This window comes from Sinomonas sp. B1-1, from assembly GCF_050474465.1.
In the GTDB taxonomy this organism is placed as follows: Bacteria; Actinomycetota; Actinomycetes; order Actinomycetales; family Micrococcaceae; genus Sinomonas; species Sinomonas flava.
This window is the reverse complement of the sequence record NZ_JBCHVF010000006.1, coordinates 56,974-69,388: the sequence shown is the minus strand read 5'-3', so window position 1 is coordinate 69,388 and position 12,415 is coordinate 56,974. Positions and strand designations below refer to the sequence as shown.

The 12,415-nt window shown below is 72.3% G+C and carries 10 protein-coding genes; 5 read left to right on the top strand and 5 right to left on the bottom strand.

Going from position 1 to position 12,415, the window contains the following annotated elements; translation table 11 throughout:
• Positions 1 to 45: 45 nt before the first annotated feature.
• On the bottom strand, positions 46 to 2,769 hold the full coding sequence (gene mgtA, locus ACQ5BE_RS10795) for a magnesium-translocating P-type ATPase (RefSeq protein WP_430297029.1): 2,724 nt from the start codon (positions 2,767 to 2,769) through the stop codon (positions 46 to 48).
• A gap of 126 nt (positions 2,770 to 2,895) precedes the next feature.
• Between mgtA and ACQ5BE_RS10790 the strand changes: the two genes are divergently transcribed.
• On the top strand, positions 2,896 to 3,804 hold the full coding sequence (locus ACQ5BE_RS10790; protein ID WP_430297028.1) for a polysaccharide deacetylase family protein: 909 nt from the start codon (positions 2,896 to 2,898) through the stop codon (positions 3,802 to 3,804).
• Between the two features lie 48 nt (positions 3,805 to 3,852).
• On the opposite strand, the gene ACQ5BE_RS10785 is transcribed toward ACQ5BE_RS10790, so the two are convergent.
• On the bottom strand, positions 3,853 to 4,581 hold the full coding sequence (locus ACQ5BE_RS10785) for an SRPBCC domain-containing protein (protein ID WP_430297027.1): 729 nt from the start codon (positions 4,579 to 4,581) through the stop codon (positions 3,853 to 3,855).
• Positions 4,578 to 5,219: a winged helix-turn-helix domain-containing protein gene (locus ACQ5BE_RS10780; protein WP_430297119.1), complete on the bottom strand. Its 642-nt coding sequence runs from the start codon at positions 5,217 to 5,219 to the stop codon at positions 4,578 to 4,580. The genes ACQ5BE_RS10785 and ACQ5BE_RS10780 overlap by 4 nt, the downstream gene beginning before the upstream one ends.
• A 141-nt stretch (positions 5,220 to 5,360) precedes the next feature.
• Here ACQ5BE_RS10780 and ACQ5BE_RS10775 point away from each other — a divergent pair, with 141 nt between their 5' ends.
• Together ACQ5BE_RS10775 and ACQ5BE_RS10770 are read left to right on the top strand one after the other, a co-directional pair.
• Complete coding sequence (locus ACQ5BE_RS10775; protein ID WP_430297026.1) at positions 5,361 to 6,050, top strand: hypothetical protein; 690 nt, start codon at positions 5,361 to 5,363, stop codon at positions 6,048 to 6,050.
• A gap of 95 nt (positions 6,051 to 6,145) precedes the next feature.
• Positions 6,146 to 6,820, top strand: coding sequence for a response regulator (locus ACQ5BE_RS10770; protein WP_430297025.1), 675 nt, complete (start codon positions 6,146 to 6,148; stop codon positions 6,818 to 6,820).
• Here the strand turns inward: ACQ5BE_RS10770 and ACQ5BE_RS10765 are convergent.
• On the bottom strand, positions 6,817 to 8,511 hold the full coding sequence (locus tag ACQ5BE_RS10765) for a GAF domain-containing protein (protein ID WP_430297024.1): 1,695 nt from the start codon (positions 8,509 to 8,511) through the stop codon (positions 6,817 to 6,819). The genes ACQ5BE_RS10770 and ACQ5BE_RS10765 overlap by 4 nt on opposite strands.
• A 194-nt stretch (positions 8,512 to 8,705) precedes the next feature.
• Here ACQ5BE_RS10765 and ACQ5BE_RS10760 point away from each other — a divergent pair, with 194 nt between their 5' ends.
• Together ACQ5BE_RS10760 and ppsA are read left to right on the top strand one after the other, a co-directional pair.
• A complete protein-coding gene (locus ACQ5BE_RS10760; protein WP_430297023.1) occupies positions 8,706 to 9,116 on the top strand; it encodes a four-helix bundle copper-binding protein in 411 nt (136 codons plus the stop codon).
• 5 nt (positions 9,117 to 9,121) lie between these two features.
• Entirely contained in the window at positions 9,122 to 11,548 is a 2,427-nt protein-coding gene (gene ppsA, locus ACQ5BE_RS10755; RefSeq protein WP_430297022.1) for a phosphoenolpyruvate synthase, read from the top strand.
• Between the two features lie 347 nt (positions 11,549 to 11,895).
• On the opposite strand, the gene ACQ5BE_RS10750 is transcribed toward ppsA, so the two are convergent.
• Entirely contained in the window at positions 11,896 to 12,321 is a 426-nt protein-coding gene (locus tag ACQ5BE_RS10750) for an Hsp20/alpha crystallin family protein (protein ID WP_344300995.1), read from the bottom strand.
• Positions 12,322 to 12,415: the final 94 nt, after the last annotated feature.

Genomic DNA, 12,415 nt, shown 5'->3' with positions numbered 1-12,415 from the left:
AATTGCGGCTCGTGGCGTAGGCGTGGCGGGCGCCGGGCTGCGCGGCTACCGGCGGCCGGCCGCGACCCCGTGGCCCGGCGGACGCCGCACCTTCGCCTTGCCGGTGTGCACGAGGAACGGCGCGGCACGGCGGTGCACCCGGGCGCGCCCGTGGTGCAGGCCCACCGCGACCCGCGCCTCGGCCCGCTCCTGGGCACGTGAGGGCGCCTCCCGCACCGCCCTGGCATCTGCCGCGCGGTAGTAGAAGTGCTTGGCGGTCTCGACGAGCACGAGGTACAGGATCACCATCCCGACCAGCGCCAGGAAGAAGTCGGCCGGGAGGGGCCAGAACCCGATGACCTCCCCGATCGGGGTGTACGCGATGACCGCACCGATGGCCACGATGGCAAGGACGCTCGCGGTCAGCGCGACGGAGGCACGGCTGCGCAGGAACGGGATGCGCCGGGTACGGATCGCGAAGACGATGAGCGTCTGCGTTGCGAGCGACTCGACGAACCAGCCGGCCCGGAACTCTTCCGGAGCGGCCTGGAAGACCCACAGCATGAGCCCGAAGGTCGCGAAGTCGAACAGGGACGAGATGGGCCCGAACACGAGCATGAAGCGACGGATCGCCCGGATGTCCCAGTGAGCCGGCTTCCGCAGCTGCTCCTTGTCGACCCGGTCGGTGGGGATGGCGAGCTGGCTAGAGTCGTAGAGCAGGTTGTTGAGAAGGATCTGCCCGGGCAGCATCGGCAGGAACGCGAGGAAGGCGCTCGCGGCCGCGGCGGAGAACATGTTGCCGAAGTTGCTGCTCGTACCCATGAGCAGGTACTTGATGGTGTTGGCGAAGATGCGCCGGCCGCCCATCACCCCGTCTGCGAGCACGCCGAGGTCCTTCTCGAGGAGCACGACGTCGGCGGCATCCTTCGCGACGTCCGTCGCCGAGTCGACGGAGATCCCGACGTCGGCCCGGTTGAGCGCGAGCGCGTCGTTGACGCCGTCGCCGAGGAACCCCACCGAATGCGTGCGGCGCAGGACCTTGACGATGCGGGCCTTCTGCTCGGGCGAGACCCGCGCGAAGGTCCGGGCGCCGGCGGCGGCGGCCGCGAGCGCGTCGTCATCCATCGCCTCGACCTCCGCCCCGGTGAGCACGGTCCCCGGGGACATGCGGAGCACTGAGGTCACGTGCTCGGCCACCAGGGCGTTGTCCCCCGTGGCGATCTTGACCTCGACCCCGAGGCCGGCGAGCCGGGCGAGGGACGCCCGCGCGTCTACCTTGGGCCGGTCGATGAAGCTCAGGTACCCGGCGAGCGCGAGCTGCCCCGCGGCGTCGTGCGGGTAGCCGGCCCCGGGCACCTGGGCGGGGCCGCTTGCGACAGCGACCACGCGCGCGCCGCGCCGGAACAGGGACTCGAGCGCCGCGCGGTCGGCGTCGGTGACGCCCGCGCAGGCCTCCAGGACGGCCTCGGGCGCGCCCTTGACAATGTGCACGGCCCCCTCGGGTAAGGCGACGGCCGTCTCCATGGTCCGGGTCTCGTGGTCGAAGGGCCGCAGGGACAGCCGCCGGTGCCCCGCCAAACGCGCGGGGAGGTCCGGGAAGGCCTCCCAGAGTGCCGCGTCCACCGGGTTCTGGCCGGCACCTGTCGCGCCCGGCTCGGCCGGGTCCACCTCGCAGCACAGGAGCGCGAGCTCGGCGAGCCGCCGCGCGCCGTCGTCCGAGCCGAGCCCCGCGGACGGGACGGCCTCCTCGAAGCCGATCCGTCCCTCGGTGAGCGTGCCGGTCTTGTCGGTGATGAGGACGTCCAGGTTGCCCAGGTCCTCGATCGCGAGGAGCCGCTTGACGAGCACGCCCCGCTTCGCCAGCAGCCGCGAGCCCGCGGCGAGCGAGGTGCTCACGACGGCGGGCAGCAGCTGCGGCGTGATGCCCACCGCGATCGCGAGCGAGAACAGGACGGACTCGAGGAATGGCCGCTGCAGGAGCAGGTTGATGACGAGGATCCCCACGGTCAGGGACAGCCCGACCCACAGGAGCATGAGCGAGAACTCCTTGAGACCCCGCTGGAACGAAGTCTCGGGCAGGCCCTGCGCGAGACCCGCCGCGATCCGCCCGAACTCGGTGCGCCGGCCGGTCGCGACCACGACGGCGCGGCACGACCCTGCGTGGACCACCGTGCCCATGAGGATGCACGAGGACAGCTCGGCGAGGTTCGTCCCCTCGGGAACGGGGTCCACGGCCTTGTCGACTGCGGCGGACTCGCCGGTCAGCACGCCCTCGTCCGCTTCGAGCCCCTCGGCTTCGAGGAGCCGGGCGTCCGCGGGGACGATGGCCCCGAGGCCCACGCGGATCACGTCGCCGGGCACGAGCTCGCGCACCGGCACCGGCCGTTCCGTTCCGCCGCGCAGCACGACGGCGGTGTGGGAGATGCGGCCGTGGAGGTCCGCGGCGGTCTTCTCCGCGCGGTACTCGTTGACGAAGCCGAGGAGCGCGCTGCCGAGCAGGATCGCGAGGATGATGAGGGCGTTGACGCGGTCTCCGGTGGCGAAGGACAGCGCGGCGGCCGCGACGAGGAGCCCCTGGAGGGGGCTCGCGAACTGGCGGACCAGCACGTGGAACCAGCTCACCCGCCGCGCCTCGAGGACATTCGCCCCCTGCGCGAGGCGGCGCGTGGCCTCCTCCTCGGAGAGGCCGGTGGGGCCGGAAGCGAGGTCGGCGAGGACGGCGTCGGCAGGCCGGGCAGCGGCCGCGACGGCGGTCAGGTCTGGGCGCCCGGAGGCGACAGTCACGCTCACGGGCCACACTCTACGCGCGCAGTCCGAACGGTTGCCGCGTCATGGAATGTCGACCGCCTGTCGCCGGCACCGGCCGTTTCCTTCGCCGGGGTACACTCTCGCTGCAGCCCAGCCAGGAGATCACCCGTGTCCACCGAAGTACCGCGCGGCTTCCGCATGCCCAGCCCGTCCCGTCGGACGGTCCTCGCGGCCGCCCTCGGCCTCGCCGTCCCCTCCCTCGCGGCCTGCGACGCGACGCCGGACGCCGCGCTCCCCCCGGAGCCGCCGGCCACCGACACCGCCCCACCCACGGCCGCCGGCACGGCGACCGCCACGCCCACGCGCCCGGCCGCGCCGTCGGCGGCCGAGATGCAGGCGCGGTACGGCGCCGACGTCCCGCGCGAGTGGGGCCTCGAGGTCACCGGGACGGTGCTGCGCACGGGAACCCCCGGCACCGCCCTCACCTTCGACGCGTGCGGCGGCCCCCAGGGGGCGGGGATCGACTCGCAGCTCATCGCGGCGCTGCGCTCCGCCAAGGTCCCCGCGACCCTGTTCCTCAACACGCGCTGGGTGGCCGCGAACAGGGCCCTCGCGCACGAGCTGGCCGCGGACCCGCTCTTCGCGATCGGCAACCACGGGTCGCGGCACCTGCCCCTGTCGGTGAAGGGGCGCGCGGCCTACGGCATCCCGGGCACGGCGAACATCGCCGAGGTCGTCGAGGAGGTGCGCACCAGCCGGGACGCGCTCGAGCAGGAGCTCCAGCGCGACATCCCCTGGTTCCGCGCCGGGACGGCACACATGGACGACGTCGCGGTGCGGATCTGCCGCTCCCTCGGGAACATCCCGGTGAACTTCAGCGTCAACGCCGACGCCGGCGCGACCTTCACGGCGGTTCAGGTCGCCACCCAGCTCGCGGGCCTCAAGGCCGGCGACATCGCGATCGGCCACATGAACCGCCCCGGCTCGGGGACGGCCGCCGGCTTCGGGAAGTCGCTGCCGGCCCTCGTGGCGCGCGGCCTCCGGTTCGAGACGCTCGCCGCGCTGAAGACGGCCTGACGGCAGGGACATGACGCCTGGGCCCGGGGACAGGACCCCGCAACGGGGCTAGGAGTAGAGCGTCCCGAGGTACTCGCCCCACGCCTGGGCGTGCTGCTCGGCCCGGGCCGAGCGCGCGGCGTCGGACGCGGCGTCGGACGCGGTGCCGAGCGAGAAGTCGTGGACCGTGAGGCCCAGACGGTCCCCGAAGAGGTTGCGGCCGAAGACGCGCACCATCGCGTCGTCGGTGCGCAGCCCGAGGAAATACTCGTTCGCGTAGTCCACGGTGGCCTCGACCGGCCCGAGCCCGGGGAGGTCCAGGTCCTTCTTCTCGCCCTGGATCACGCCCGTGAGGGCGAACGCTGCGAGGAAGCGGTCGAACGCGTCGGGGGCGGTCGCCCCGTCGGGTCCCTGGACGTCCACGAATGCGACCGGGCGCCCCTCGAAGTGCGCGAGGTACTCGCCGAGCGTGTGGAGGTAGAACGCGGTGTGCCTGAGGGCGCCGTCGTACTCCTGCTCCCAGTTGTCGGTGAGCACGCTCGAGTGCACGTAGTGCAGGTGCGTCCCGTCCGGCCCAGGCGTGAGGACATGCTCGAGCTGGTTGTACCAGCCGTCGGGGCCCTCCATGCGCTGCACGAGGTGCTTCGGATAGTCCTCTGCGAGCCGTTCGTGGGGGTACAGGTCCTGGAAAGGGAACATCCAGGCGGCAGTGTCCTCGGTGACGGCCTTCCAGATCTGCTCGGGCGAGGCGCTGAGCACCACGTCCTGCACGATCTCGAAGGGATGCTGCTCGGTCATGGCTGCACTTCCTTGGCTGGTGGGGGCTGATGGGGTTCCGGGCCCGCGGGAGGGCGGTCTTCCCTGAGCGCGGGATGGAGGGCGACGACGAGGCGGTGCCGCCGCCCCCCGGGCGCCGACGGCTCGTGGTACTTCGCGGCGAGGCGCGCCACCTCGGCGCCCAGCTCGGCCGCGAACGCCGCCCGGGACGCCGCCGACGCGAAGGTGATCTCGCCGTCGACCGCGTAGGTGGACAGCTGCTGCTTCGCCGCGACAGCCCCGGCGAGGAGCCGGCCGACCTCCCGCACCATGCGGGAGGCGAGGGCCAGCAGCCAGTAGGCACTGAAGCGGTCCCGCACGTGGGCCGGGTCCGGCTGGACCGCCGAGAGCGCGGCGGGCGAGATGACGTACGACGCGGCGGTGGCCTGGAGCACGCGCTCCATGACGTTGCCCTTGCGCCGCTCCTCCACGAGGGCCACGAGCCCGTGCTCCTCGAGGGAGCGCAGGTGGTAGTTGACCTTCTGCCGCGGCAGGCCCACCTTCGCCGCGAGCCCGGCGGCCGACGACGGCGAGGCCAGCTCCCGCAGGAGCCTCGCCCTCAGGGGGTCCAGACTGGCCGCGGCTGCGGCAGCGTCCTCGATCACCACGATGTCCTGCACCCTTCCAGCGTGCATCCGACAAATTATCTTGTCAAGGAAAATCTTTCCGCCCGTACAGCAGGTCAGCCCGGCGTACCCTTGGATCAGCTACCGGCTGGGAGGCAGCAGCCCCTCGGGGCCCAGACCAGTCAAGGAGCAGCCATGTCGACGACACCACTTCCCCCGGCGCCCGCCCCGCTCGGGAGCCTCCCCGGCGACGCGTCCGCGGGTCTCGCCGGCTACACCGCCGCGGGGCTGGGCGCACTCGCAGCGGCCGCCCTCGGAGTGATGTATGCCGTCGAGGTCCCCCGCGGCGGGCCGTACGTCTTCGGTGCCGTGAACGACTTCACCGGCGGCCTGTTCTTCGCCGCCTCCATCCCCGTCATCGTCCAGGTCCACCGACGGCTCACTCCCGCGCCGTGGAGCAGGGCGGCTCTCGGGGCAACGGTGACGGCTTCCGCAGGGGCCGCCGCGAGCGGGGTGCTGCTGTCGCTCGGCCTGATCGGCTTCGCTCCGTCGACGGTGGTCTCGGTCGCGGGCATCGTCACCCAGGCCGTCTGGACCATGCTCGCGAACCACAGGCTGTCCGGCCGGCCCCCGTACCCGCGGCGCCTGGCCCTGGCAGGCCGGGCGGTCGGGGCCGGCATGCTCGTGGCCGTGCCCGTGGTCGGGGCGGGCCTCGCGGCGTCAGGCGCCCCGGCCCTGCAGACGGCCCTGTTCGCACTCGGCGGGGCGGTCGGAGGCGCCGCCTACCTCGCCTGGCCCGTCTGGCTCGCGTTCGCCGGGCGCAGGCTCACGGGCGCCGCGGCGCACCGGCGCCCGGCGAGGGGAGCCGCCGCCACGCCTGCCTGAGTCCCCGACACGCACGGCACTAAGTCCCTAGCCGCCCTCCTCGACGTAGCCCAGAATGGATCATCTGGGGACATCCGATCAGGGAGGAGCACTCCGTGCACCACGAGACAGCGAGTGGGGGCGCCGCCGCGAAACCGCTCACAGTCTTCATCCTCGACGACCACGAACTGGTCCGCCGGGGCCTCCAGGAGCTTCTGGAGGGCGAGGGATTCGAGGTGGTCGGCACCTCCGCGACCGCGGCCGAGGCCACCCGCCGCATCCCGGCGCTGCACCCGGACGTGTCGGTGCTCGACGTCCGCCTCCCCGACGGGACCGGGATCGAGGTCTGCCGCGACGTCCACACGGTCGATCCCACCCTCTCGTGCGTCATGCTCACGAGCTACGACGACGAGCAGTCGCTCCGCGGGGCGATCCTGGCCGGGGCCAACGGCTACGTCCTCAAGGAGATCCGCGGCACGGAGCTCGTCACCGCCCTCCGGCGGGCCGCCCGGGGAGAGTCCCTCTTCGAGCCCGCGGTGAAGGAGAAGGCCCTCGCTGGCCTGTCCACCATCGAGAAGCCGACCGACCCCCGGCTGGACCTGCTGAGCCCGCAGGAACGCCGGGTCCTGGAGCTCATCGGGCAGGGCATGACGAACCGCGAGATCGGCGAGCACCTCTTCCTGGCCGAGAAGACGGTCAAGAACTATGTGTCGTCGCTGCTGGCCAAGCTCGGCTACGAGCGCCGCACCCAGGCCGCGCTGTTCATCGCCCGCAACCGCTCGGGCAGCTAGCCCGAGAGGGGCACTGCCCAGCGGAGGCGGGTCCCGCCGTCGTCCGAGGGCCCGACCTCGCAGGTCCCTCCGAGCGCCTCCGCGCGCTGCTCGACGTTCTTCAGCCCGCTCCGGCGCGTCACGTCGCCCAGGCCGTCGCCGTCGTCGGCCACCACGAGCTCGAACCGCCCTCCGGCCACCGCGGCGCTGACCCACAGCGAGTCGGCGTTCGCGTGCCGCACCACGTTGGAGACGCCCTCTGTGAGCACGGCGAGCGCCTGGTCGGCCACCTCCGCGGGCACGGCCGTGTCGATGGGGCCGTAGAGCTCGACCTTCGGCGCCGTGGGGAAGGACCCCGTCCCGTCCTGGACCACCTGGACGAGCCGCGCGCTCAGGCTGTCCTTGCGCCGGGCCTCGTTGAGCGAGTAGATCGTGGTGCGCACTGCAGCGATGGTCTCGTCGAGCTCGGCGGTAATCGAGTCGATCTTCTCGTGCGCCGAGCCGACGGGCATGAAGCGCCTCAGTCCCTGGAGGCTCAGACCGGCGGCGAAGAGCCGCTGGATGACCACGTCGTGGAGGTCCCTGGCGATCCGGTCCCGGTCGGTGAAGACGAGCAGTTCCTCGCGGAGCTTGTGCGACCGGGCCACCTGCAGGGCCAGGGACGTGTACGCGCAGTAGACGGAGGCCATCTCGACGTCGGCGGCCGGGAAGGGCGGCGCATCGGCGGCCCTGCCCAGGACCATCGCGGCGACGTCCTGGCTCCCGGGCACCACGAGGACCTGACGAATGCCGCTGTCGGCGACCCCGAACACCCCCTGCCCCTCGGACAGGATCGGCTTGCCGCTCGCGAGGGCCTCCGCCGCGAGCGCGACCGCGCCCGCACGGGCCACGTCGCCGAAGGCACCGGACGCCGGGCCCGCCACGACCGCCCACTCGACCTCCGCGCCCTCGCGCCACGGGCGGGCGATGGCCACGAGAGCCGAGTCGGACAGCTCGAGCGCCTGCTCGGCCACGAGGTCCAGGCCCGCGCGCGGATTGTCCATCCCCAGCACCTCGCCGGCCACGTCCATGCTCGCCTCGCGCCACCGCTGCCGCCGCTCCGTGTCGGCGAAGAGCCGCGCGTTCTCGATGGCAACGCCGGCGGCGGCGGCGAGCGCCACGACGAGGTCCTCGTCCTCGGCGTTGAAGTCCTCCCCATCGGCCTTCTCGGTCAGGTAGAGGTTGCCGAACACCTCGTCGCGCACGCGGATGGGCACGCCCAGGAAGGTCCTCATGGGCGGGTGGTGGAGGGGGAAGCCGTACGAATCCGAGTGGGTTCCGAGGTCGTGGAGGCGGATGGGGTGGGGCTCGTGGATCAGGAGCCCCAGGACGCCGTGCCCGGTGGGACGGGGCCCGATCCTCTCGACCGTCTCCGGATCCATGCCGACGGTCACGAAGTGGCTCAGCGACGTCCGGTCCGGGGCGAGGACCCCGAGGGCCGCGTACTTCGCCCCGACCAGCTCCCGGGCGGAGTTCACCACCCGGTCCAGGACCGCCTCGAGGGTGAGGTCCTCGGCGATGGACACGACGGCGGAGAGCAGGCCGCGCATGCGCTCCTGCGTCTCGAGCAGTTCGTGGGCCCGCGACACGAACTGCTTGAGCAGGTCCTCGATCCTGCTCGCAGCGGTCGCCGGGAAAATCGAGCCCGGCTCACCGTCAGCAGCTGCGTCCACGTTGCCTCCCACGTCTCAGTATGCCTACGCCGGCACCCTCCAACCACTCTCAAACACACACGTTTGCTCTTTCAAGCGAACACTCCGGGGACCAAAGACTCTCCCGCTGTTCCTCAGGGGCCGAAAGGATGGGTTAAGTGGGCGGGATCACTGCCGAGTGCGCCTCTGCCCCGTCCCGGATCAGGAGGCCCCTCATGTCCCATTCCCGTCAGGCACTCGTTGTGCACCCCGCCGCACCGGACATGGAGGAGTCCCACCGCACGGCCCTGAGCGAGTGCATCGACGCCGCGCTCACGTGCGCCCAGGCATGCACCACGGGAGCCGACGCGTGCCTTGAGGAGCCCGAGGTCGCCGCCCTGCGCCAGGCGATGCGGGCTCAGCAGAACTGCGCGGCGATCTGTTCGGCGAGCGCACAGATCCTCTCACGCTTCGGTTCCGACTTCGGCCCCACTCCGGCATCGGTCCTGCGCGCGCTCGACGACCTCAGCGCCCTGTGCGAGGACGCCTGCCGCGTCCACGCCGGCGCCTACCCACACTGCCGCGTCACCGCCGAGGCGTGCGCGCGGGTGCGGACCGCCGTCGTCGCCCTCCTCGCGGCGGTCTGAGCGCGATGAGCGCCCCGGCCCGCCCCGAGACGGAACTGGTCCTGGACTTCGAGGACGTCGGCATCGGCGACGTCCCCCGCGTGGGCGGGAAGAACGCCTCGCTCGGCGAACTCACCCGCCACCTGCTGGCCGCCGGGGTCGCAGTCCCCGAGGGCTTCGCGACGACCTCGGCCGCCTACCGCCTGTATGTCGAGGCCAACGGGATCGGCGGCTCGCTCTCGACCCTCCTCGCCGCCTTCCGGGCGGGCGAGGCGAGCCTGTCGCAGACCGGCTCGGCCGTCCGCGAGCTCTTCCTCTCGGGATCGTTCCCCGAGCGGCTCAAGACGGCGATCACCTCCTCCTACCGCCGGCTCGCCGAACGCCTCGGCCAGGACGCGCCCGCGGTGGCCGTGCGCAGCAGCGCAACGGCCGAGGACCTGCCCGAGGCGAGCTTCGCGGGACAGCAGGAGACCTTCCTGAACGTCACCGGTGAGCGGGCGCTGCTCGACGCGTGCCGGCGCTGCTTCGCCTCCCTCTTCACGGACCGGGCCATCAGCTACCGGGAGCTCCGGGGGATCGACCACCTCGACGTCGCCCTCTCCATCGGCGTCCAGCGCATGGTGCGCTCGGATCTGGCCGGCTCGGGGGTCATGTTCACCCTGGACACCGAGTCCGGGTTCCCCCGGGTGGTGGAGATCAGCGCCGCGTGGGGGCTCGGCGAGACGGTCGTGCAGGGGTCGGTGAACCCGGACGCGTACGAGGTGTTCTCTCCCCTGCTCGCCGAACCCGGGCTGCGGCCCATCATCGGCAAGAGCGCCGGCGCGAAGGAGCGCAAGCTCGTCTTCGCCCGCAGCGGCTCCGGGACACGCCTGCTGCAGACGTCCCGCCGGGAACGCGAATCCTTCGTGCTCGGCGACGACGAGATCCTCACGCTCGCCCGCTGGGCCGTCGCCGTGCAGGAGCACTACGGGCGGCCCATGGACATGGAGTGGGCCAAGGACGGCCTGACGGGCGAGCTGTTCATGGTCCAGGCGCGCCCCGAGACCGTCCAGGCCCGCCGCAGCGCCTCGGCCTTCCAGATCCACCACCTCACGGGCACGGGTCCGGTCCTGGCCCGCGGCGCGGCCATCGGGGACGCCATCGCCTCCGGCGAGGCATGCGTCATCTCCGACCCCTCCGAGATCGGGTCCTTCCGGGACGGTGCCGTCCTGGTCACCACCATGACCGATCCCGACTGGGTGCCCATCATGAAGCGCGCATCCGGAATCGTCACGGACCACGGTGGCCCCACGAGCCACGCGGCGATCGTGAGCCGCGAACTCGGCGTGCCCGCCGTCGTGGGCACGGTCCACGGCACGGCGGCGATCACCGACGGCGAGCCGGTCACCGTCTCGTGCGCGCAGGGGGCCGAGGGGCTCGTCCTCGGCGGCCTCATCCCGTTCACCGTCGAGGAGGCGGACACGGGGGCCCTGTCCGAAACGCGGACCCGGATCATGGTGAACCTCGCGGATCCCTCCGCCGCGTTCCGCTGGTGGCGCCTGCCCGCCGCCGGCGTGGGGCTCGCGCGGATGGAGTTCATCATCAGCAACCTCATCCGCGTGCACCCGATGGCGCTCGTGCACCCGGAGCGCGTCGCGGATCCGGCCGACCGCGAGGCCATCGCGGAGCTCACGCGGGGCTACGCCGACCCGACGGAGTATTTCGTGGACCGGCTCGCGACGGGCATCGCGAAGATCGCCGCGCCGTTCCATCCCGGGCCGGCCATCGTGCGCCTGAGCGACTTCAAGACCAACGAGTATGCGAACCTGCTCGGCGGCGCCGCGTTCGAGGAGGCCGAGGAGAACCCCATGCTCGGGTTCCGCGGCGCCTCGCGCTACCACGACGACCGCTACCGGGAGGGCTTCGCCCTCGAGTGCCGGGCCCTGAAGAAGGCGCGCGAGGAGCTCGGGTTCGCCAACGTCGTCGTGATGGTGCCGTTCTGCCGGACGCCGGCGGAGGCGGACGCCGTGCTCGCCGCGATGGCCGAGCACGGCCTGGCCCGGGGGGAGAACGGGCTCAAGGTCTACATGATGTGCGAGATCCCCTCCAACGTGGTGCTGGCCGAGCAGTTCGCCGAGCGCTTCGACGGGTTCTCCATCGGCTCCAACGACCTCACGCAGCTCGTCCTCGGCGTGGACCGCGACTCGGAGCGGCTGGCCGCACTCTTCGACGAGCGCGAGGAGGCCGTGACCGTCATGATCGCCGAGGCCATCCGCAAGGCCCACGCCTCCGGCATCCCCATCGGGATCTGCGGTCAGGGGCCGAGCAACCACCCGGACTTCGCCGAGTTCCTCGTGGGCGAGGGCATCGACTCGATCTCCCTCAACCCCGACAGCTTCCTGAGGACCGTGCCCATCATCGCCGCGGCGGAGGGCAGCGCCGAAGGTGACGCAGGCGGCGCGGAGCACCCCTGAGGGAGGGGCAGCAGAGGCCAGCGCCGCCAGGCGGGGAGCCAGGTGTCAGGTGGGGGATCTGGCTCCCCCCACCCATCTCGGGTACGCCAAACACGCCCCCACACCCATCTCGGGTACGCACGACGGCGGGTGCCCCACGGCGGCGCCCGGCCCGCCGGCGTCGTGCGTGCGGTCCCGCAGGCAGGGACAGGGGTCCGAGGCGGCTGCGCCGCGTACCCGGAACGCCCCACACCGGATTTTGGCGCACCCGAGACGTTGGGCGGCGACTTTTGGCGTACCCGAGAACGCGGGAGGGGGACTTGTCTGTACCCGAGACAAGTCCCCCTCCAGCGGCTGCTGCCCTGGCGTCAGCCCCGCGTGACCTGGATCTTGGACGGCGGCGGGGTCGGCGGCTGGGACGGGACCGGCACCCTTACCTCGAGGACGCCGTCCTTGTACGAGGCGGTGACGTCGTCCGCCGTCGCGCCCTCCGGCAGGGGCAGGGTCCGCGAGAAGGAGCCGTAGCGGAATTCGGAGCGGTAGGAGTCCTTCTCCTTCTGCTCGGACCTCTCCTCCCGGAACGCGCGGATGTGGAGTGCGCCGTCCCTGATGCTCACGTCGACGTCCTTCTCCGGGTCGATCCCGGGAAGCTCGGCCCGGACCACGAGCGAGTCGCCGTCGCGGACCTCCTCGACCTTGATGCCACCAGCCTGGGCGGCATCGCCCTCGAAGAGCCTCTCGATCAGCTCGAACGGCGTCCTGCGATTGTCGAACCACCTGGCCAGCTCTGACATTGCGTTTCCCCTTTCTCGCGGCGGGCCCGGTCGGTCCGCCCCTTCCAGCATGCCGCGTACCGCTGGCCGAGGTGAAGGCCCTTGGTCCCCGCGC